Source organism: Candidatus Sulfotelmatobacter sp. (assembly GCA_036500765.1).
Taxonomy (GTDB): domain Bacteria; phylum Acidobacteriota; class Terriglobia; order Terriglobales; family Acidobacteriaceae; genus Sulfotelmatobacter.
The window spans coordinates 747,082-770,745 of sequence record DASYBM010000016.1; the positions used below are offsets into that span (position 1 = coordinate 747,082).

Here is a 23,664-nt window from a genome sequence, read left to right on the forward strand (position 1 = left end):
AAAAACTATGCCTTCCGTCAATATCGCTCGATCTGTCCCTGAGATCCGCGTTGGCAGCACCTTCAGTTCGCCGGGTGCGGGTGTATACGAACTCAGTGTGCACGAAGCGGTGGCACTGCGCGCGGCGGAGAATCCGAACGCGTTGGCGGTAGCCAGCGGAGCGGAAGAGCTCTCTTATGGCGAGCTCGACCGGCGCGCCAACCGGCTGGCAAATTATCTTCGGACAGCCGGAGTCCAGCGAAATGTGGCGGTTGGTCTTTATCTCGACCGCACGCCGGCGATGGTGATCGCGGCGCTGGCGATTCTTAAGGCCGGCGGAGCGTATGTTCCGCTCGATCCCATTCATCCCGTGGAGCGGCTGGCGTTCATGCTCCGCGATTCGAAGGCGAGCGTTTTGCTCACGACGACGCGCCTAGCGCAGCGATTTCCAGCGGGCGACGGCCGCGTAATCACGCTCGACGGCGAGTCTGACCACATTGCTGCCGCGCCCGACCGCGCTCTCGAAAGCGGCGTGAGCGGCGACGATCTGGCCTACATCATCTACACCTCCGGTTCGACGGGACAGCCTAAGGGAGTGGAGTCGATCCACTCCGGCCTGGCGAATCTGGTTGCCTGGCACCGGCGCGCGTTTGAAGTTATAGCGACCGATCGAGCCAGCGCACAATCCGCGCTAGGGTTCGATGCGGCGGTCTGGGAGATGTGGTCGTACCTGGCTGCTGGGGCAAGCTTGCACCTGGCGGACGATTCGGTGCGAAACGATGCGTGCGCGTTGCGCGACTGGCTGCTGTCGAAAAAGATCACGATCTGTTTCGCGGCTACGGTGATGGCCGAAAGGCTCTTGCGGCTGGAGTGGCCGGCGGCGGCGACGCTTCGATTCCTGCTTACCGGCGCGGATACGTTAAGGGTATATCCCCCGCCAGGGCTGCCCTTTGTGCTGGTGAATAATTATGGTCCGACCGAGTGCACGGTGGTGAGCACCTCCGGCGTGGTTGCGGCGCGAACTTCCTCCGCCGAAACTTCCGCGGCCGAAACTTCTGCGAACGAAATAGCGGCAAACGAGATGGTGACGGCCCCCTCGATCGGGCACGCCATCGATGGCGTTGAAATTTACATCCTGGACGAGCGGCAGAAGCCGGTCGCCGAGGGCTCGGGAGAAATCTACATTGCCGGGGCCGGCCTGGGTCGCGGATATCGGAATCGGCCGGACTTGACCGCGGAGCGCTTTGTGCCGAACCCCTTCAGCGCGGTGGCTGGCGCGCGCATGTACCGCACCGGCGATGTAGGGCGCTGGCTGCCGAACGGCGATATCGCGTTCCTGGGACGCTTGGACGAGCAGATCAAGGTGCGGGGTTATCGGGTCGAGCCCAGCGAAGTCTCGACTGTATTGAGTCAACATCCCGCTGTGCAGGAAAGCCTGGTGATTGCCAGGGAGGACGCGCCGGAAGAGAAGCAACTGGTGGCTTATCTGGTGTTAAATCCGAGCGCCCGGGTGAGTGCAACGGCGCTGCGCGAATATTTGCGGCAGCGCGTGCCGGATTACATGGTTCCGGCGTCGTTTGTCGCGATCCCCAGCTTGCCGGTCACCGAACAGGGAAAAGTGAATCGCGTGGCGTTACCGAGCGTCAATGGGAACCGCTTGTCGGACGAAGTCTACATAGAACCGCGGACTCTGGTGGAACAAGGGCTGGTGAAGATTCTGCGCCCGCTGTTGAAGCTCGAACGGGTGGGGGTGAACGACAACTTCTTCCTGCTGGGTGGACATTCCCTGCTCGGCACGCAGGTGATCGCCCGCGTGAGCGAGACCTTCGGCGTCGATTTAACGTTATTGAAATTATTCGATCATCCCACGGTGGCCGAAATGGCGATGGAGATTGAGAACCTGATCTTAACCAAGATGGATCAAACCAACATGGATGAGACCAACATGGATCAGACCAAGGTGGATCAGAACAAGATCGCAACGAACTGAAGCAAGCAGAGGGGCGCCAGGGGTACGGCCAGCTTCTTAGCAAATTAAACTCCCGACATATTTAGCCAGATATTTTAGAAAACATGTCTAGCGCCAACACACCACCACGGCTGGAGAGCCGCGATATGGCGATGAGCCTGTATCACCTTCTTGACCCGGAGGTGCTGGCGAATCCTTATCCGTTGTTTCAGCGCATGCGCTCGGAAGATCCGGTGCACTGGGATCCGTTTTTGCATGCCTGGGTGGTGACGCGCTATTCCGATGTGCTGGAAGTGCTGCTGAATTTCTCGGCCGACCGCACGCCGACTCCCGCGCAACTGGACGAGATGGGATTGTCGTCGCTGAATCCGATCGCCGGCGTGATGGTGAAGCAGATGCTGTTCATGGATGCTCCTGCGCACACGCGGCTGCGGGGGTTGGCGTCGAAGGCATTTACTCCGGCGCGAGTCGAGCAGTTGCGCGGGCACATCCGGGATATTGCGAAGAATTTGCTGGATGGGCTACAGGGGAAAGACGAGATCGATGTGATCGCGGACCTGGCCGAGCCTTTGCCCGCAATCGTGACTGCGGAAATGCTGGGCGTGCCGACCCGGGATCATGTGCAATTGAAACGGTGGTCGGCGGATTTTGCCGAGATGCTGGGGAATTTCCAGCATAATCCGGGCCGCTATCCGAAGGTTCTGGATGCGGTCGCCGGAATGACGGCTTATTTTCAGGATGCAATTCGCCAGCAGCGCGAGCAGCCTCGTGAAGGACTCGTTCATTCGTTGTTGACGGCGGAGATTGACGGCGACCGGTTGACTGAAGAGGAAGTGATTGCGAACTGCATCGTGACCATGGTGGGCGGGCAGGAAACGACCACCAATTTGATTGGAAACGGAGTACTTACTTTGCTGCGCAATCCGGCAGAGATGGAACGGTTGCGGGGCGATCTGTCTTTGATTCCGTCGGCGGTGGAGGAGATGCTGCGCTATGAAAGCCCGAGCCAGCATACGGCGCGAATGTGCCCATCCGAGCGGGAAATGGGCGGAAAGAAAATTCAAAAGCGGCAAGCGGTGATTGCGGTGATGGCGGCGGCGAACCGCGACCCGGAGAAGTTTCCCGATCCGGATCGCTTCGACATTACGCGGAAAGATAACCGGCACCTGGCGTTTGGGTATGCGGCGCATTTTTGTTTTGGAGCGCCGCTGGCGCGAGTCGAAGGCCAGGTTCTTTTCGAAGCTTTTCTGCAACGCTTTCCCAAAATTACGTTGGCGCCGCAGTCGCTCGAGTGGCGTTCGAATCTGGGTCTGCGCGGGTTGAAGGCGTTGAAGGTGAAAGTGGGCGAGGCGGCGGAACGGGAAGGATCCGGCGGTTCGCAACGCACCAAGGCTGATGTGCCGGCAGTAAAACCGTCCGAGTGCCCGTATGAAGCGCCGGGGCCGGCCGATAAATCGGGCCTGTCTTCCGGCATTCCATCGGACTCTGCTTCCCACGACAAGCAGGACCTGATCAGGAAATACTTGCAATCGCGGATGTCGCAGCAGGCGGAGAGTGCGGCGGTCATTCCCCGGCGCAGCGAATCCGGACCTGCTCCCCTGTCGTTTGCGCAAGAACAGATTTGGCTGCACTGCCAGTTTGCGAAGGATTTGTACAACGAATCGGTCACCGTTGTTCGCAACGGACCGCTCGATGTGCTCGCGCTGCGCCGGAGTTTGACTGAGATCATTCGGCGTCACGAGGCGTGGCGGACCACCTTCAAAGTGGTCGAAGGGCATCCGGTGCAGATTGTGAACGCTCCGTATGAGCCGAATCTGGAGGCGATCGATCTGCGACATCTGGCGATCGAAGAGCGGGAAGCGGAGGCATTGCGCCGGGGGCGGGAGCGCGCCCGATTGCCTTTCGATATGGAGCGCGGTCCGCTGTTGCGCGCTACGCTGGTGCAGTTGGGCGAAGAAGATTTCCGGCTTTATCTTTTTCTACACCACATTATTTTCGACGGCTTCTCGATGTACAACGTTTTTCTGCCGGAGTTGGTCACGGTTTATGAGTCGCTTCTCGCGGGCCCGGGCGCGCCGCTGGCGGAGTTGCCGGTGCAGTATGCGGATTTTGCCGCGTGGCAGCGTTCATCTTCAGTATTAGGCGAGGCGGAACTGAAGGAATCGCGCGCCTACTGGTCGAGCCAGCTCGACGGCGAGATTCCGGTGCTGGAGTTGCCGACGGATCGTCCGCGGCCGGCGCTGCAAAGCTTTCGCGGGGCGATGCACCGCTTTGCCTTTTCGAAAAATCTTTCCGACCGCCTGCACCAGTTAGCGAATCGCGAGCACACCAGCTTCTTCACCACCATTCTGGCCTGCTTTACCGCCTTGCTGCGGCGCTACAGCTCACAGGACGATTTCGTGCTGGGCACGGTGACCTCCGGACGCAAGCACACCGAACTGGAGTCGCTCCTCGGATGTTTCCAGAATCCTCTGGCGCTGCGCTTGCGGCTGGCGGGCGATCCTACGTTCCGCGAATTGCTGACCCACGCGCGGGAGGTCACGCTGCGCGCCCTCGCGCACGATAACGCTCCGTTCGAGCGCCTGGTGGAGGAGCTTTCTGTAAGGCGTGACACGAGCCGGAATCCAGTATTTCCCGTAATGTTTTCGCTGGCGCCGCCAACGCCCGCGTACGAGGACGGATGGGACGTGAACCAGCTTGATCTTGAAATTGGCACGGCGAAGTTCGACCTTGATCTCGAACTGGATGACCGGCCTTCGGGGCTGCAAGGCCGCTTCGTCTACTGCACCGACCTGTTTGACGCGGCCACCATCGCGCGCATGGCGGGACATTTCGAGACCATGCTGGAGGCGATTGTCGCCGATCCCGAGCAGAAGGTCTCCCGGCTTCCCATGTTGTCAGCCGCAGAGCAGCGGCAGTTTGCGGAGTGGAATCGCACCGAAACCGAATATCCGCGCGAACTCTGCATGCACGAACTGGTCGAAGCTCAGGTGGCGCGGACGCCTGATGCCAATGCGGTCGAGCACGGCACGTTGTCTCTTACCTATCGAGAGTTGAACCGGCGCGCCAATCAGTTGGCGCATTTTCTTCGGAAGCGCGGCATTGGGCCGGAGTCGAAGGTCGGCATCTGCCTGCGGCGGTCGATTGAATTGCCGGTGGCATTGCTGGCGGTGCTGAAGGCGGGAGGCGCTTGCGTACCGCTCGATCCGGCTTACCCGAAAGAGCGGCTGACGTACATGCTGGAGGATTCCGGCACTGCGCTGGTGCTCACGCAGGCCGGCCTGTTGGCGGAAGTTACGGATTTCAACGCCGAAGTCGTGAATGTGGATGCCGGTTGGCAGATGTTCGCGCCGGAGAGCGCGGAGAATGTTCGCAGCGGAGTGAAGCCGGAAAATCTGGCGTACCTGATCTATACCTCGGGTTCCACGGGCAAACCGCGCGGAGTGCTGCTGACGCATGGCGGGCTGGTGAATCACAACGTTGCCGCCGCGCGGCTTTTTGGAATCAGCACGGCGGACCGGATGGCGCAGTTTGCCTCGATCTCGTTCGACATTGCGGTCGAGGAAATCTTTCCGACATGGATGGCTGGCGGGGCGCTGGTGGTGCGCGAGGAAAATGCGTCGCTGGCGGCGGGAGACTTTCTGCGCTGGGTCGCGAAGAAGGGTGTGACCGCGCTCGATCTGCCGACGGCATATTGGCACGAGTTGGTCCGCGAACTTTCGGAGTCGTCCGAGCGGCTACCGCAGAGTTTGAGGATTCTAATTGTCGGCGGGGAAAAGGCCTCCGCGGCGGCGTTGACGGCGTGGCGGAAAATTGCGGGGCCGCGAGTGCGATGGGTGAATACGTATGGTCCGACTGAGACCAGCGTGATTGTGACGTCGTACGAGCCCAAGGCGGGCGAAGAAATTCCGGCGGTTTTGCCGATCGGGCGGCCCATTGCCAACACGAAGATTTACATTCTGGACAAAAACTTGCAGCCGCTCCCGGTCGGGATTGCCGGAGACGTGTACGTCTCGGGGCCTGGGCTGGCTCGGGGATACTGGAATCGCCCCGAAACCACGGCAGAGAAGTTCGTTGCCGATCCGTTCCGCAAAGATCCCGAAGCACGGATGTATAAGACGGGCGATCTGGCGCGCTATCTGGCGAGCGGAGAGATCGAATTCGCGGGGCGCACCGACGACCAGGTAAAAATCCGCGGTTACCGCGTGGAATTGGAAGAGATTGAAGCGGTGCTGGGCGCGCACGCCGGGGTGCGCGAAATGGTGGTGGCGGCGCGCGAGAATTCGTCGGGAGAGAAGAATCTGGTTGCGTATGTAGTGCCGTCGCGCGAGCAGGTTCCCACCGCCAGCGAGTTGCGATCGTTTCTGAAGCAGAAACTTCCGCACTACATGGTGCCGTCGGCGTTCGTCTTGTTGGAGGCGATGCCGAAGACGCCCAACGGCAAAGTGGACAAGCGGGCATTGCCGGCGCCGAAGTCGACCGACTTTGCGCAGACGCAGGAATATGTTGCGCCTACCGATGCACTCGAAAGGCAGCTCACGGCGATTTGGGAGACGGTTCTCGACAAGAAACCGATCGGCATTCGGGATAATTTCTTCGAGCTGGGCGGACATTCTCTGTTGGCGGCGCGGTTGATGCACCGGATCGAGCAGTCGCTGGGGCAGAGGCTTCCGCTGGCTGCGCTGTTGCAGGCGCCGACGGTCGAACAACTTTCCGGATTGCTGCGGCACGAGAAATATTCCGATTCGTGGTCTTCGCTGGTGACGATTCAGGCCGAGGGATCGCGTCCGCCGTTTTTTTGCGTGCATGGCGTGGGCGGGAACGTGGTCGGCTTTCGGGACCTGGCGCGGCATCTGGGGCCGGATCAACCTTTTTATGCGCTGCAGCCGCAGGGGCTGGATGGCAAGCGCGAATGCCTGACCAGCATTCCGGAGATGGCGAAACGGTATTTGCAGGAGATCAAGCGGATTCAACCCGAGGGGCCTTATCGGGTCGGTGGATATTCCTTTGGCGGCTTAGTGGCGTACGAAATGGCACAGCAACTGGAAGCGCAGGGAGAGGAAATGGCGCTGCTGGCCTTGTTCGATACCTATCCCGGCAAGATGCAATCGCGCGGATCGCAGTTGAAGAATCTGTTTGGACTTCCCCTGAAAGAACAGGTGAGCTTTGTCTGGAAGAAGGGCAGCTTCGTCATGATGACGCTACGCAAGCGGCTGGAGTTGCAGATGCTTCCACGGGCGTTGCGCAACGTTCGGCAGGCCTGCGCGAAGGCTGCGGGGGATTATGACGTCGAGCCGTATCGCGGTCGCGTCACTTTATTTCGGGTCAAGGAAAAGTCCGTCGGCAGCCTGAACGATCCTTACGCGATCTGGTGGCAAGTGGCGGCGGACGGCGTGGACCTGCGGGAGATCAGCGGCGATCACCTCAGCTTGTTGAAGGAGCCGCAAGTACGGTTTCTGGGGCAGGAGTTGGGCGACTGCCTGGCCCAATCGGTGCAGGAAGGTTTGCTGGCTGCGGTGGGCAGTTAGAGCCGGGACGCTCCCAGGAACAGCAGGTTTCTCGACTGCGCAGATCGGCGCGAAACGCGCCATTCTGCTTCGCTCGAAATGACAAGTGGTAAGTAGCTTTGAGGTCGGAGTTCGCGACCTTAACGATCGATAACGATCGATTTAAGAAAAATCGAATTTATGAGTGCACCTGATACCGAACAATTGCTCGACCCGGAATACGTTGAGGACGCCGTCGTCGTCGCGCCTGCCGACGAAGGCGACGTTGACTCCGGTGGATTATCGCGCAAACTCGGGCGCTGGGTTACCAAGGGTGGACTGGCGATTCTGGATCAGGGACTGATTTCGGGATCGAATTTTCTGATCGGGATTCTGCTGGCGCGCTGGCTGATTCCAGCGCAGTACGGTGCGTTTTCGCTGGCGTTTTCGGTTTTTCTGCTGCTTTCCTATGTCTACCATGCGCTGCTGTCGGAGCCGCAAGGGGTGTTCAGCGGGTCGGCTTACAGCCAATGCCTGCGCGGATATTTGAAGGCACTGCTGGGGATTCAGGCGATCCTGACTGTTTTTGGCCTGGTGCTGCTGGGCGGGTCGGCGGCGATTGTTTACGCGATGGGCAAGGCCGAGGGGCTGCCGGGAGCGCTGGCCGGAGTTGCGATCGCGTCGCCCTGCATTCTGTTTTTCTGGCTCTTGCGGCGCGCATATTACATGAATCTGGCGCCGGCGCGGGCTGCGGTCGGGGCATTCATTTATTGCGTGCTGGTGACGGGCGGGCTGTTCGTCGCCTATAAGAAGGCGCTGGTCTCGCCATTCTCGGCGTATCTGCTGATGGCGATCGGCGCCCTGGGCACAGGATTCTTCCTGCTGTCGCAGGTGAACAAAGTTCTGCCGCCGGATACGGTGACGGCGCCCACGGCCGGGCAGGCATGGAAGAAGCATTGGGAATACGGACGGTGGGCGCTGGCGGTCTCGGTGGTGACCTGGATTCCTTATTACATGTACTACCCCTTGGTTAGCGCGTTTTCGGGGATGGCGCAGGCCGGGCAGTTGCGGGCGCTGATGAATCTTTCGTTGCCCATGGAGCAGAGTTATACGGCGCTCTCGATTTTGTTTCTGCCCTATGCGGCGCGGGTGTGCCGGGAGAAGGGCGTTGCGAGTTCTGGGCCGCTGGTGCGGCGGATCACGCTGCTCTTCGTAGTCGGTGCGGTTGCCTACTGGGCGTTGCTGATTCCCTTCAAAACAGTGATTTTTCACGTCCTCTACGGCGGGAAGTACACCGAGGTCGCGCACTTCATTCCGTACGTGGCACTGGGAACGACCATGTGGGCGGCGGCGTTTGGACCGGCGATTCTGCTGCGCGCGATTGAGTCTCCGGATTCGATCTTCTATGCCCGCGTGGTAGCCAGCGTGCTCTCGCTTGTCATCGGAGTTCCGGCGACGAAAATGTTCGGCCTGTGGGGGGTAGTCGTGAGCATCATCGTCGCCAACTTCGCCGCATTTCTGATTTCGATGTACATCCTCCATCGCAAAGCGCAGTCATTGTCGGTCAGTAACTCCATTCCGAGTCCGGTTCTGTAAGGGGAAAGTTCGATCATGAATACTCTCAAGAAACTCCGTTTTAAGGCTTCGCGCACCAAGCTTCGCCTCCCCAAGGCATGGTGGCAACATCGCGGTCTCAACGATAACGACGTATTATTCGCTTCGTTCGAACGCTCGGGCAACACCTGGCTGCGCTTTGTTCTGATGGAGATTCTGGGCAAGGGCGACGCGGGATTTCTCAACGTCAACCAGATTCTGCCGGAGATGGGGACGCACCGCGAGATGAAGCCAGTGCTGCCGAATGGCGGGCGGTTTATCAAGACTCATGAAATGTATCGGCCAGAATATAAACGCGCCGTTTATCTTATGCGCGATCTGCGCGACGTGATGCTTTCCAACTGGGCGCGGGACAAGGAAATGGGGTTCTCGCAATACTTCGACGATGGCCGCGGCATGGACGGATATGTCGAGTCTTTCTTAAAAGGAAAGGTCACGCGCTTTGGATCGTGGCAGGCGCACGTCGACTCGTGGATGAACTGTCCGCTGGCGAAGAATGGCAATCTGCTGGTCGTGCGCTATGAAGATCTGCGGAAGGATACGGAAACGGGATTGATGGAGATGCTCGAGTTCCTGGGAATTCCAGGGGACCGGGAACGGGTCCGCAAGGCCATAGAAAACAATTCACTGCGGGCGATGCGCGAGAAAGAAGACAAAGCCAAGAAATCGGGGGCGACGCTGGGTAAGGGAACGTTGCTGCGCAAGCATCGCGTGGACCGCGAAGATGCGCGCTTCGTGCGCACCGGGTCGGTCGGTGGATGGCGCGAAAAGCTGAGCGCCGCGCAGATCGAGATGGTGGAGAAGTACGCGGGCGAAGCGCTGGTGCGGGCGGGATATCCGGCAGGGCTGGCGAAAGAAAATCAATCGGAAGAACTGGCCTCACCCGCGCGAGGGTAACCGGCACCGTAACCATACAGATGTAACCACCTCGCGATGACTCATGTAATGAAGCAAATTCCTTCGATTCTGGCGATGATGTTGCTGCTTGCCGCGTGGATGATTGGGCAAGAAAAAGTTGCACAAGAAAAAGTGCTCCCAGAGAAAGCAGCGGGAGTCGCCGCCGAAAACGACACCTTGCGCAAAGCTGCCGAACCGCTGGGGTTTTGGGTCGGGACAACGATTCAAGGGCGAATGTGGAATCACGATCCATCGTACAAGCCCGTGCTGGCACGGGAGTTTAATGCGGCGGTCTCGATTGTGTTTTCCGGGATCACGCAGCCGGAGCGAGGGCGCTTCAACTTCGATCCGATGGACGAGGCCATGAGTTTCGCCCGGCAGCATCAGATGAAGCTCATGGGACACAGCCTGGTGTATCGGAATATGACGTCGTCGCCCTGGCTGAACTTTAATACTGAAGCTTGTGGGGGATGGTCGGCGAAGGAGCTGGATCAGATTCTGAAGGAGCACATCCAGACGATCGTCCGCCACGGCGGGGATACTTATTATTCGTGGGAGGTGGTGAACGAGCCGACCAATCCCACGCATAACGGGTGCTGGGCGCGGATTCTGGGGGAGGAGCAGTACATCGTGAAGGCGTTCCAGTATGCCCGCGAGGCCAATCCCAACGCGCTGCTTGTGCTCAACGATACGTTCGGCCATGGTGGAATCGACAAAGAGCGGGCGGATGCGTTCTTCGCGCTGGTGAGCCGAGTCAAAGCGGCGGGCGCTCCGATTGACGCCGTGGGGACGGAAATGCACTGGCAGATGCCTGAATTGCGGCCGACGTATCTGGAAGAGTTCAAGTCGTTTCTGGAAAGCGCGCGCAGGGCCGGGGTAAAAGTGCACATCACGGAAATGGACTTGTATCAGGGAGCCACGGATTCTAGGGAAGTGTTTGCGAAGCAGAAAGAGATTTACTACAACGTGGTCCACACTTGCCTGAAAGATTCGAATTGCATCGGCTTCACGACCTGGGGGATTGCGGATCGTTATAGTTTTCTGCGGGGCGAGGGGATGCCGAACGCGAAGCAGACCATGTTCGACGATAATTACGGGAAAAAGCCGGCCTACGAGGGCGTGCTGCAGGCATTGAAGGAAGGGCGATAAGCTACAAGAAAATGGGTCAGAAGAAGATGCACTACAAGGAAGAAGGGCGATGAGCTACAGCGTTTTAGAACGGACGAGGCTGGCGGAGGTGCGCCAGGACCATACGCTCGAGGTCCGCCCGCGCAAGCCGTGGTGGCTGCTTGTGTTTTTTGTCGTAGTCGGATTTTCCATCTCGGTGGGAGTTTCGATGTTGGCCGGGTCGTCGCCGTATGGGGTGCTGATCGTTGCGGGCGTTATCGGGGCGTGCATTCCACTTCTTTTTCTGATGATTAATGCGGCGCCGGAAGCCTTGGCGAGCGCGCGGGAACTGGCGCAGAACTGGACCTGGTGGCATCCGCTGTGGTTCTTCATCTTTTTCAGCATGCTGGTGTTCCGCATCCGCGACGTCGGCGAGGCCAGGGCGAATCCGATCGACGCCTACGCCATGCTGAGAATTATTCCTGAAGCCTTCGTGTCGATCACGCTGATTGTCCGGTTGATACTAAAGAAGCCGAATTGGCTGGGAGCGTTGTTTCGGGGCATTCCAGGTGCGATGGCAATCTATTGCCTGGTCTGTCTGGCGACGACGGCGTGGTCGGTGAATGCCTCATGGACGGCGTATAAGTCGCTGGAATTTCTGGCCGACGTTTCTCTTCTGGCCGCGATCGTGGCCAGCGCCGAGGGCTTCTTCACCTACAAGAATCTGCTGGATTGGACGCTGACGTTCTACGGACTCTCGCTGCTGGGGGTGTGGAGCAATCTTCCGATATGGCCGACGGAGGCGATGGATGGCGGCCGCCTCACGGGCGTGATTCCCGTGGAAGCTTCCAACAGCGTCGGAACTTCCGGGGCGGTATTGGCCATCATCGCGCTGTGCCGATTGCTGCCCGTGTTCGGAGAAATCAAGAACCGCGCCTGGTACGTTCTTCTGCTGATTTTTGGTGTGGTCTCGATGGCCCTGTCGAAGACCAGAAACGCGGAGGCCGCGTTTATTTTTGCGGTGGTGCTGATCGTGGTTTTGTCGAAACGTCTGCGAAAAATCGCCGCCTGGGGCAGCCTTGCCGTGGCACCGCTAATTACTGTAGCAATCCTGCTGAACGACAAACTGCTGGGCTACGCCTGGGATATGGTATTGAGCGTTGCCGAGCGCGATCAATCGGACGCGGCGATCGGCTCATTGAGCGGCCGCACCGCGTGGTGGGCCTATGGCATTGAGCAGTTGATGCATCATCCGTTTACCGGCCTGGGAGCGTACGCGGCCGGACGTTTTGCGGTGCTGGGCAAGTTGGGGGTCGGCTCGGCTGCCATGATGCACAGCGACTGGATTGAAGTTCTCATCGGGACCAGCTTCTGGGGCATCATCCCGTTTGCCGGCGCGTTGATTGCGGCGTGGTGGTATTTGTATCGCTGCATTCGAAGCGATGTCTTTTCCCCCGACCAGCGCCAGCTCGCGCTCGAGATGTTCGCGCTGCTGGGCATGCTCACCATGCATTCGTTCTTTAACGATGAGTTGAGCTGGCACTGTCCTCTGCTGTATTTCGCGATTCTGGGCTATGCCGAGTTCGTGCGGCAGAGCCAGAAGGCGCAGCGCAGCCGTGCCCTGGAGCTGCGGGCGTTCTAGCGGCCGAGAATTTTGTCCGAAGAAGTGCGGCAACAAAGGTTTCCAATAAAACTGCAACACCAAAAACAAAAATACCTTGGGGGGAGTTCACGCAAATGGCAAATAAATCTCGGATTCTGGTAACGGGTGCGGGTGGGTTCATTGGTCATCATCTGGTAAAGCGTTTGAAGGCCGATGGTCATTGGGTTCGCGGGGTGGATGTGAAATATCCCGAGTACGAAACCTCAGCCGCGGACGATTTTCAAATTCTCGACCTGCGGGTGTGGGACAATTGCCTGACCGCCACGCAAGACATCGATCAGGTCTACAACCTGGCTGCCGACATGGGCGGCATCGGCTACATCACGTCGTTCCTGGCCGATATCTCGAAAAATAACATTCTGATCAACGCGCACATGCTGGAGGCGGCGAAACAGAACGACGTGAAGCGTTACTTGTTCTCGTCGTCGGCTTGCGTCTACGCGCAATCGAAGCAGAAGAATGCAGAAGTGACGCCGCTGAAGGAAGAGGACGCGTATCCCGCGGATCCCGAGCCGGGTTACGGCTGGGAGAAGCTGTTCGCGGAAGAACTCTGCCGCTACTACTATCACGACTACAAGTTCGAGACGCGCATCGTACGCTTCCACAACGTGTACGGGCCGCTCGGCACCTACGATGGCGGCAAAGAGAAATCTCCGGCGGCGATCTCGCGCAAAGTTGCGAAAGCCAACGACGGCGGCGCGATCGAAATCTGGGGCGACGGCGAGCAGACACGTTCCTACATGTACGTGGATGATTGCGTCGAGGGCCTGATCCGGCTGATGGCTTCCGATCATCGCGATGCCCTGAATTTGGGCACCGACGAGATGGTCAGCATCAACCATCTGGTCGATATGATCTGCGGCATTGCCGGCAAAACGTTGACCAAAGAGCATGACCTGAACAAGCCGCAGGGGGTGCGCGGACGCAACAGCGACAACACCATGCTGCGCAAGGTGCTGGGCTGGGAGCCTTCGATGCCTCTCGAGAAGGGTCTGGCCATTACCTACAAGTGGATCGAAGGGGAAGTGAAGAAGAAAGAAGTGGGCGAGTTGGCCGAAGTTACGGGCGACTAATCTCGTCTAACGAATCGGCGGGCGGGAAGAGTCAGCGGGCCTCAGGGGCTAAAGCCCTCAGGTGTTTTTGCCGCCGACGGCATGGCTGAAAGCCGTGCCCTTCCCGTTCGCGGTTGTCTTTCGCATTCGCGCGTAAGTCTGAATTCATTGCAAGAAAATGCAGGGCACGATCATGGAAACCTTTTCGGCAGACAAGTGCGTGAAGATTCTGGGCGTCAAGGTTCATGCCACGAACATGGACCGGGCGCTGGCTCAGGTGGAGGAGGCGGTCGCACGCGGTGACAAGGGTTACGTCTGCGTCACCGGAGTGCAGGGCATCATGGAAGCGCAAATGGATGCCAACCTGAAGCGCATCATCAACCAGGCAGCCCTGAACATTCCCGATGGACGACCGACGGTATGGGTGGGTTGGCTGCGCGGGATGCTTCAGATGCGCCAGGTAACCGGCCCTAACATGATGCTGCGGCTTTGCGCGCTGTCGGCGGAGAAAGGGTATACCCACTTCTTTTACGGCGGAAACGACGGAGTGGCGGATGAGCTGAAAGATTCGCTGACTCGGCGCTTTCCGGGACTGAACGTCGTTGGCACTTACTGTCCTCCATTTCGTGCGCTGAACGAGCAGGAAGAGGCGGGTCTGGTTCGAATGGTTGCGGAAACGAAGCCCGACTTTTTCTGGGTGGGATTGAGCACGCCGAAGCAGGAAAAGTTCATGGACCAGTATCGGTCGAAGCTCGATACCAAGCTGATGTTCGGTGTGGGCGCGGCCTTCGATATGCATACGGGGCGAATTAAAGATGCGCCGTACTGGATGAAGGTGGTGGGGGTGCAGTGGATGCACCGCATCTATCAGGATCCGGCGCGGCTGTGGAAGCGTTATTTGGTCAATAATCCGAAGTTTGTGTACCGGATCGCGCTGGAGTTGCTGGGCTTTGGGGAGCAGCAGGAAATCTGACGCCAATTTCGCGGGCGAGGAACACCGGGTTTCTCGACTCCGCAAGATGACGCGTAAGGCGCGCCATCTTGCTGCGCTCGAAATGACAATTTAAGTAAATTGCGTTGGCAATGACAAGCGTGAGTTGCGGCATGAATCTTGACCATGAGAGTTCTTCTTGTCCACAGTGCGTATCAGCAGTTTGGTGGGGAAGACTCAGTGGTGCGCGCGGAAACAGAGTTGCTGCGGAAACATGCCGACGAAGTTTACCATTATTCGCGGCATAACGACGAGATCAAGCAGTTTGGCCTGACGGAAAAGGCCGCCTTCCTCCCCCAGACGATTTACTCGTGGAAGACCAGTGGAGAACTGGAAGATGTGGTCCGGGGATTCAGGCCGGACGTGGCTTTCATCCACAACGTTTACCCGCTGATCTCCCCCTCGGGGTATCACAAGCTGCATTCCCTCGGCATTCCCACGTTGCAGGTGCTGCACAACTTTCGCCTGCATTGCCCCAACGGATTGTTCTATACGCAGGGGCAAATCTGCGAAGCGTGCAAGGGCGGCGATTACCTGAACGCGGTTCGCAAGCGCTGCTACAAAGACAGCTACGCGTTCAGCGGGTTGTATGCTGCGACGTTAGGTCTGAACCGGGTAGGGGGAGTGATCGACAAGATTTCCGGGTTCATCTGCCTGACTGAGTTTTTCAAATCGAAGATGCAGGAAATGGGCGTGCCGGAGTCGAAGCTGTTCGTGCGACCGAATTTTGTGTACGCGCCGCCGCTGCCTGCTGGGAAAATGCCGGGAGATTATGTGCTGTTCATGGGGCGATTATCCCCTGAAAAAGGCTGCTGGACACTGATTCGGGCTTTCGAGCAACTGCCGCTGGTGCGGCTGAAGATTCTGGGCACGGGTCCGCTGGAGCAGGAGTTCAGGCAATACGTCCAGCAAAAAGGAATTCGCAATATCGAGATGCTGGGTTTTAAGAGCGGCAGTGAGAAATGGGAGATTCTGCGCAACGCTCGTTGTCTGGCGATGCCTTCGGAATGGTACGAGAATTTTCCGGTGACGGCTCTGGAGGCGTTCATGGCGTGCAAGCCCATCATTGCGGCGCGCCTGGGTGGGCTGCCTTACATTGTGGAAGAAGGGAAGTCGGGTCTTCTTTTTGAGGCCGGTAACGTGAGCGAGCTGGCGCAAAAGATTCAATGGTTGGTGGACCGGCCGGACGAGGCCGTCCGCATGGGCGAATGCGGACGGCGCTTGACGGAAACGAAATATGGTCCGGAACAGGGCTACCGCAATCTGATGAAAATTTTTGAGCAAGTAATTTCTGCGCAGGCGCAGGCGGCATGAGTACGGCGACAGTCAATGGCGAACGCACGGCGACCGCACACGACATGTCTGCGAACAAGGCTGCGGTGCAGAGTCCCGAGATGAGCGCAGGGCCCGTGTTTGTGGTGGGCATGTGGCGTTCGGGGACTTCGCTGCTTTACGCGCTGCTGAACCAGCATCCGCAGATCGGACTGATGTATGAATCGGATCTAGCGCTGTTGTCGCCCCTGTTCTTGCTGCCGAGAAAGAGTTCGTGGTGGCTGAAGAAGGTGGATTCGTGGAACGGCGTGTTAACCCGGCACAAGATCGATCCCAGTCTGATTGCGGAGAACATCGGCGATCTGCCCGGCGCTTTCAGTGCGGTGGCGCGGCAGTATGCGCGAAACAACGGCGCGACGATTTGGGGGTGCAAGTCGCCGAGCTATTACGACTGCATGACGGACCTGGCCGATTGGTTTCCGCAGGCAAAGTTTATTGTAATCTGGCGCGATCCGGCGGAAGTTTTGCGGAGCATTGTTCGTGCCGCGGAGAAGTCTCCCTGGTTTGCGCGACAGGGAATGGATTTGCGGGCGCTGCTCGGTTATCGCCGAATGAAGCAAGAGGCGGACGAACTGGCGCGGCGTGGGGCAGCGATTCATCAGTTGCAGTATGACGATCTGGTCCGCGATCCCGCAATGTCGATCACGGCCATCTGTGACTTCATTGGCATCCGGTTCGACTCGCGGATGGCATCGCTCGAGGGAGCGGATCGCTCGGCCTTATATAACGGCGATCATCATTCCGGGGTTAAGAGCTCGAGCATTGTGGCCAAGCGCGATCGCCCGGAGGTTCTCTCTTCCGCGCTAAAAAGCAAAATAGAGCGTTACGTCGCATTCTGGCGGAAGGAGTCGGGAGGAAGCTGGCCGATCGTGGCGACCGCCAAGGAATGTGCGAGACCAGCTTCCTGGCTCGAGCGTACGGTCGATCGAGTCCGGCACAGGGCCTTGCGCAGCTTGGATCTGATTGTTCCTTTCGCATATGCCTTTGTGCCTATAGCGGCTTGGCAAAGTTACCGTCAAGTGAAGTCGCGGTACCAAAGAGTTGCAGCTAAGCCGTAGCGTCAGCTCAGTAACCCAGGCGATAGTTCCCCCAAACTATTCATTCTAAAAGATGTATAGCAGCCATTGTTTTGGCGGATTGGACCCTCACATGCACAGCTACTGCCGAACGTCTCCCTCCCCAACTTTCACTAAGGAGCTTTCCGCCTTGACTCATCGAGCCAAGTTGCTGGCATTTCTCGCATGTGCGTTCACGCTGCTTTGCGGCTATGGGTTTGGCCAGGGAACACTGAGCACGTATACCGGCCTGAATACAGTTGCGGACCGCATCAACTCGACGGCTGCCCCGGACCCGACCATCGCGGTCGGGCTCTACGACTATTGCGAGCACGTCAACAGTGGCTACCAGTGCTGGTACAAGAGCGGAGTCAATGCCAATCAGCCGGTGAATTTTCTAGGGAATACGAATGTAAAGTCCGATGCTGGGCCGTGGAGCCAGAACGGCAACAATTCCGGCCACACCACGCACTGCCCGACGGCTTACAGCCCGAACTCGCAACTGCTGCACGACAACGTCTACAACTTGTGGATCATGGAGAAGCGAATCACGGCTTCAGGCGGCGGCCATAACTACATGTGCGTGGCCATTAGCAACGTTGAAGATGTTTCGTCAACTTCTCCTGCATTTGCCTGGTTTGCTTTCGAATTCGATCTGGATACGGTTATCCCGACGAATTCGCACGGGAATTTCTACTATCCCGATTATCCGCAGACCGGATTGTGGCAAAGCTCCACTACGACCACGCCGCCCTACACGGCAGCGACCGATCAGGCGATGTGGATCACTTACGATCTGCAAGATGTCAACAACGCCGACAATATCAACGGAGTGCTGGTGTGCGCGGTGGACTTAGCCGGACTGCGCGCCAGCACGTCGAATCCGTATGTTAACAACTCGAAGACGCCTGCCTGCACAGTAGCGCATCCACTCACCACGTTCAACCAGCGGCGCAGTTGGGTGCCGGCCAATAACTCCGACACGACTCCGCCGATCTCGGCGGACGGAGAAATGTTTACCTACATGATCGAGCCTCCGAAAGATGGCGCGAGCTATTTGACCGATCCGAATCATACCCAGGGCGTCGAACAGTGGACGATCAATTGGAGTGCGACGACCCCGACGCCAACCTTCGTCACCAGCTGGGATCTTCCATCCACGCAGCCGGCCGGCGATCAGTTGGGTTGTTTTGAAGCGAACAATTACTACAATACGGTTTGCATTCCGCAGCCTTCCACGGCGAGCACTGGCATCGTGATCGATTCTGTGGCCGACCGCATGCAGCAGTTCTTCCACTACACCGCCAAAGGCGGGCAGGGCAGCGTATGGACCTCCGCGCATGCCCTTCAAATCGTTCCCAGCAACCGGCAGCTTACGCAAACCGAAGCCGACGTGCGTGTTCTGCAAAGGAATGCCGCCGCTCCGCAAACTGTATATGTTTCCGCCGACTATCAAATCGTGGATCCGTCCAACTCGACTCTCTATACTTATCTGCCCAGCATCGTCCGGGATAAAGCCGGCAACCTGCAAGGCATACTGCAAATTTCGGGAAGCGGGACATCTCAGCATCCGGGACTGGATAGCTTGAATTTCAATCCGGGCACGTTGCAGGGGAGCAGTTGGGGATACATCGCCAGTCCTGTTACTGACGGCGACGCCGAAGATACCGACAGTTTGGGATATCGCTGGGGCGACTGGTCCAGCGGAGTGCTCGATCCGAGCGACTCTTGCACGGTTTGGGTCGCAGGAGAATACCTGCCGAGCAACCGGACCACAGAACCGTGGTGGTACACGGAAATGGCGAAGCTGCCTCCGGCGAGTACCTGCGCGGGCGGGCCGGTATTGCTATCGAATGTCGCCTTCAATTTCGGAAGTCAGCAAGTGGATGTGAAGAGTACGGCACTGGTAGAAACGGTCACCAACAATCAGGCGGTGGCTCTGAATATCACGGGCATCTCGACGGGCGGCGGAGTCTTTAGCCAGACCAACACCTGTCAAGCGGCAGTGGCTCCGGGGGGAAACTGCACGATCAGTGTGTACTTCACTCCGTCGGCCGTGGGCGCGGCAACGGGCACACTCACGATTACCGACGATGCCAGCACGAGCCCGCAGATGGTGGCACTTGGGGGGACGGGTGTTTCCTCTATGGCGTCGATCTCTATTTCGCCGACCAACCTGGTTTTTGGCAATCAGGTCATCAACACTTCGAGCGCCGGCCAGAAAATTACGGTCACCAATAACGGCTCTGCGAATATCACGGTGAATTCTGTGATGCCGAGCGGCGGCTATACCAAGACGGACAATTGCACGGGTGTAACGCTCACGGCGAGTCAGACTTGTACGATTACGGCCAGCTTTGCGCCGGTAGTCACTGGATCGGCGCCCGGTACGATCACGATTAACGACACCGCGCCGGGTTCGCCCCACATCGTAACCATGAGCGGGATAGGACAGACGGACCTTACATTCTCTGCAAATATAACTTTTCCCGCCACGAATGTGGGCAGTTCCAGTGCCGCAGAGACGATGACGCTGACCAACAATCAGAGCAAGACTTTGACCTTTACGTTCACGACCAGCGGAGATTTTTCGGCCGTGGGCAGCGGGTCGACGCCGTGCAACGGGACGCTGGCGGCGAAGGCCAAATGTTCTTTTTCCGTAACCTTTACGCCTACCTACTCCGGCACGATCAAAGGCGCCTTGACCGTTACGAGCAACGCGCCGGAGAGCCCCGCGTTCGGCGGCTTTACCGGAACCGGACAGAACGGCTCCGCGGTGCCGTTGACCTTCAGCCCGTCAAACCTCAACTTTGGCAATATTATTTTGAATAGCACGTCGAGCAAAGTCGTCACTATTAAGAACGTGAGCACAGCAACGGTAAACCTCACCAGCGTGACCGGAAGCGGCTCATATACAGTGACCCCGAGCGGTACATCACCCTGCGGCGGAGCGTTGAGCACGGGCAAGTCATGCACCGTGACCGTTACGTTCAAGCCGCTGGTGGCGGGCGGCACGCTCGCAGGCATTACCGTAATCGACAACGCTGCGATCAGCCCGCAAGTGCTGAACGCCGCAGGCACCGGCATTGAGCCGGTAAAAATGTCTCCCGCGACGCTCGCCTTTGGAACGGTGGCAGTAGGGAGCACGAGTGCGGTTCAGGTAATCACAGTCACCAACTACGAGACCACCGCGCTTCCCATTACCAGCATCGTGGCCAGCGGCGACTATATCTATACCAGCGGCGGAGCAATTCCGTGCGGCACGAGCGTTCCGGCGAACGGAATTTGCACTCTTGGAGTGGAGTTCAGTCCAACCAACACCGGATCGATCAACGGCGACCTTACATTCAGCTACTCCGCGGTTTCTTCCCCGCAAGTGGTGACCTTATCGGGCACCGGTCAATAGGCTGCAAGCTGGGTTGTTGAAAAAGCTGGTTTGAAGAAAAATCGATGTGAAGGCTGCGTGGTGTGCTTCTAATTTGAAGCGCATCCGCAGCCTTTTTTCTTGGTCGTAAACCTCATGCTTCAGCGGAGCTTTCGCCGGCAAGTTTCTTGAGCAACTCGAGAACAGGCCTTTGGCTCTCCAGCAGTCCAGCTTCGAGTTCATCCAGCGTCATCCAGCGCGGCGATCCTTCCCAGGAACCCTCCAACACGCCAATGGCTTCGGCCTCAAACACTGAGATGTCGCAAGGCACGTCCACCGTGCTGCGATAGCGTAATCTCAGCTCCTCTTTGGTGAGGCTCAATCCAGTCTCTTCCAGAACCTCACGCTGAACAGTCTTCTCTTCCGCTTCTTTCCACCCGGCTATGCCTCCCGGTAAGGAAAGGCCGCGTCCATCGTTGCGCTGGATGACCAGGAAAGTCTGATCACGGCGGATGATGGCGATGGATGCGCGGAGTGTGCCGAATATCGGCAGGCAGCGATAGGCAAGGAAGCAAGTTCGAGCGACGATCCAGAACAGCCGGCGCTTCAGGTGGCTCAGCACAGGTTGGTCAGCACGGCAGACAACTGAAGTCTAGCACGCAAGCTTTCCGAGCGGGCCGGTTAGGTTGGAGCGGTAGCGATGAATATGCGCAAACAAAAAGAGCCCGCATCGTTTCGATACGGGCTCTTTCTTCGTCACGCAACGAGAGGGTTGCGATCTTGGATTGGGATCTTGTACCGGCGGGTCTGGACCGGCGATCCCGGCCCGGTCGTCCGTTTTCAGTGCATCACTACCGGCTTAATGCCCACGGGAACGATTCGTCCGGAGATGGAAACCGGCGCGTTGGCAATGGTTATGTCTTGATACGTTGACCATTGCGAGCCAACGGTCTGGGTCGCCGTGGTGCATGAGCCGTTAGCGCAACTTTGCGAAGCGTCCCACATGATCAGGTATTGCGTTCCAGACTTGGTGATCGTGCAGGACCACACCGTCCCGCTGGCGGCGCACGGCGTGCTGAGAGACGATCCTGACAGCCAGTTGTAAGTCTGTTGATAGGAAGTCTGTACTGGGGCGGGCAGAGTCGTCATGTAGCTCCAGTCATACCAGGCGATGCCGGAGATGCCGAGAGACCAGTCGATCAGATAGAAGCGCGGCAGGAAAGAAGCCGCCATGTCGACATCGGTATAGGCGCCGGTAAAGCCGGCTTCCGCGTAGGACGCTTCACCATCCCACAGCGGCTTGGCCTGTTCGGCGGGCTGAAGAATGCCATGAATTCCTGAGATGTACATCTGCATGGCGGACTCCGGTGTACAAGCCGTGGGCGGCGGGCAGGTGTCTCCGGTTTGGTTTCCCGGTTTCATGTGGAAGTTGATGATGTCGACGGCGGAGGCAACCGCGTTCCCGGGAATTGGACAGGGCAGTTGGTATCCGGTGGGAGAGGCATTGCAATAGAGTTGGTTCTGCGCGTAAGTCAGAAGCTTGCCAGTTGCGTGGCCCGAAGACATGATGATTTGCGCGGTAGGGTCGATCGCGGTAGCAGTGCAAGCCGTGGCGGTGCCGTTGCCGCTCTCATGGATTACGCCTCGGCCAGTGATAATGCAATTCGCGTCCTCGGTGAGGCGCGCCAGCTGGGCGAAGCTACCGTTCCAGTAAAACTGAGCGTCGGGTTCATTCCAGATCTCCCAGTATTTAATGTGAGCGTGCGTCTGCAAATACGTTGGATTGTTGACATGGGAGGCAATCCCGGTAATCCAAGCCTTCCAGATGGCATTGCTTCCTGTGCCATCGCTGTTGAGATCATTCGGGGGATCGCATTCTCCCCCGCCGCCTCCGGATGCGGCGGTGGCATAATTACAGGACATATCCGATGGATTGGACGAGGCCCACGATGGAGTCCGGGCCAGAGTGTACATACCCTCCGTCACGCCGCTGGAATAGGCAGTGGCCAGAGTAGCGTCGAGGTTGTTGAAATCGAAGACCCCGGATGCGGTGTTAATCGACGGCCACTGTAGCGGCGGCGAGTCCCAGAAGCGCTGCATCGAATAATTCACCGTCGGGTAACCGCCGATTGAGGTATTGGTGGCGGAGAAGCCAAACAAAGTGGAGGGCGCCGTATTTCCCTTCGAAATTATTGAGGTGCTCACGGTTAAAGTTAAGGCTTTTGTCGCCGTTTTGCTGGGCGAAGTGGAATCCACAACCTGGGCGGTGAAGGTGAACTGTCCGGTCTGCGTTGTGGTTCCAGAGAGCAAGCCGCTGCCGGCCAAGGTGATGCCCGTCGGCAGAGTTCCTGACGCAAGACTCCAGCGATAGGGGGTCGTTCCTCCAGTGGCAGACAGAGTGGCGGAGTATGCCGTTCCTGCCGTTGCGTTGGCCAGGGAGGTGGTCGCAACAGAGAGCGCCGCCACCTGAGGCGTTACGGTGACTGCGGCGCTTCCGAACTTCGTCGAGTCGGCCAAGCTGGTCGCAGTTACAGTCGCGTCCGTGTTGGCGCTGACCGAGGGCGCCTGATACAAACCGCTGCTGGAAATCGTACCCCTTGAGGCCGACCAGGTTACGGCAACGTTGGAGGTGTTGGTCACCGCGGCGGTAAACTGTAGCGTTCCTGACGATGAAACCGAGGTCGCGGCCGGGCTGACAGTCACGGTGATCGATCCGAGGGCGTTCAGAGTTAAAGATTTCGTCGCCGTTTTGCTGGGGGAAGAGGAATCCACAACCTGGGCGGTGAAGGTGAACTGTCCTGTTTGCGAGGTCGTTCCAGAGAGCAAGCCGCTGCTGGCCAAGGTGATGCCCGTCGGCAGAGTTCCTGACGCAATGCTCCAGTGGTATGGGGTTGTTCCTCCAGTGGCAGACAGAGTGGCAGAGTATACCGTTCCTGCCGTTGCATTGGCCAGGGAGGTGGTCGTAACAGAGAGCGCAGACACTGAAGGTGTGACTGTGACTGCGGCGCTTCCGAACTTCGTCGAGTCGACCGAGCTGGTCGCAGTTACAGTCGCGTCCGTATTGGCGCTGACCGAGGGCGCCTGATACAGACCGCTGCTGGAAATCGTACCCCTTGAGGCCGACCAGGTCACGGCAACGTTGGAGCTGTTCGCCA

Annotated in this window: 13 protein-coding genes; 11 read left to right on the forward strand and 2 right to left on the reverse strand. The window is 58.3% G+C overall.

Annotated features, from left to right (window positions below; all coding sequences use genetic code 11):
* The first annotated feature begins 7 nt into the window (after positions 1-7).
* The 11 genes from VGM18_20230 (at position 8) to VGM18_20280 (ending at position 20,551) form a co-directional block, all read left to right on the forward strand.
* On the forward strand, positions 8-1,969 hold the full coding sequence (locus VGM18_20230) for a non-ribosomal peptide synthetase (GenBank protein ID HEY3975342.1): 1,962 nt from the start codon (positions 8-10) through the stop codon (positions 1,967-1,969).
* Positions 1,970-2,052: 83 nt separating this feature from the next.
* Positions 2,053-7,476 (forward strand): amino acid adenylation domain-containing protein, encoded by a 5,424-nt coding sequence (locus VGM18_20235; GenBank protein ID HEY3975343.1) that lies wholly within the window; start codon positions 2,053-2,055, stop codon positions 7,474-7,476.
* A gap of 159 nt (positions 7,477-7,635) precedes the next feature.
* Entirely contained in the window at positions 7,636-9,030 is a 1,395-nt protein-coding gene (locus VGM18_20240; GenBank protein ID HEY3975344.1) for a hypothetical protein, read from the forward strand.
* Positions 9,031-9,045: 15 nt separating this feature from the next.
* Positions 9,046-9,945, forward strand: coding sequence for a sulfotransferase domain-containing protein (locus tag VGM18_20245; GenBank protein HEY3975345.1), 900 nt, complete (start codon positions 9,046-9,048; stop codon positions 9,943-9,945).
* A 48-nt stretch (positions 9,946-9,993) separates the two neighbouring features.
* Positions 9,994-11,094, forward strand: coding sequence for an endo-1,4-beta-xylanase (locus VGM18_20250; GenBank protein HEY3975346.1), 1,101 nt, complete (start codon positions 9,994-9,996; stop codon positions 11,092-11,094).
* A 49-nt stretch (positions 11,095-11,143) separates the two neighbouring features.
* Positions 11,144-12,694 carry an O-antigen ligase family protein gene (locus VGM18_20255; protein HEY3975347.1) on the forward strand — a complete coding sequence of 517 codons (1,551 nt, stop codon included), beginning with the start codon at positions 11,144-11,146 and terminating at the stop codon, positions 12,692-12,694.
* Between the two features lie 95 nt (positions 12,695-12,789).
* Positions 12,790-13,788 carry an NAD-dependent epimerase/dehydratase family protein gene (locus VGM18_20260; protein HEY3975348.1) on the forward strand — a complete coding sequence of 333 codons (999 nt, stop codon included), beginning with the start codon at positions 12,790-12,792 and terminating at the stop codon, positions 13,786-13,788.
* 172 nt (positions 13,789-13,960) lie between these two features.
* Positions 13,961-14,740: a WecB/TagA/CpsF family glycosyltransferase gene (locus tag VGM18_20265; GenBank protein ID HEY3975349.1), complete on the forward strand. Its 780-nt coding sequence runs from the start codon at positions 13,961-13,963 to the stop codon at positions 14,738-14,740.
* A 144-nt stretch (positions 14,741-14,884) separates the two neighbouring features.
* Positions 14,885-16,072 (forward strand): glycosyltransferase family 4 protein, encoded by a 1,188-nt coding sequence (locus VGM18_20270; protein ID HEY3975350.1) that lies wholly within the window; start codon positions 14,885-14,887, stop codon positions 16,070-16,072.
* A complete protein-coding gene (locus tag VGM18_20275) occupies positions 16,069-17,148 on the forward strand; it encodes a sulfotransferase (GenBank protein ID HEY3975351.1) in 1,080 nt (359 codons plus the stop codon). Before VGM18_20270 ends, VGM18_20275 begins: the two co-directional genes overlap by 4 nt.
* 148 nt (positions 17,149-17,296) lie before the next feature.
* Positions 17,297-20,551, forward strand: coding sequence for a choice-of-anchor D domain-containing protein (locus VGM18_20280; protein ID HEY3975352.1), 3,255 nt, complete (start codon positions 17,297-17,299; stop codon positions 20,549-20,551).
* A gap of 112 nt (positions 20,552-20,663) precedes the next feature.
* On the opposite strand, the gene VGM18_20285 is transcribed toward VGM18_20280, so the two are convergent.
* A complete protein-coding gene (locus VGM18_20285) occupies positions 20,664-21,131 on the reverse strand; it encodes an NUDIX domain-containing protein (GenBank protein HEY3975353.1) in 468 nt (155 codons plus the stop codon).
* 218 nt (positions 21,132-21,349) lie between these two features.
* Positions 21,350-23,664 (reverse strand): putative Ig domain-containing protein (locus VGM18_20290; protein ID HEY3975354.1); only part of this gene is annotated, 2,315 nt, incomplete at its 5' end.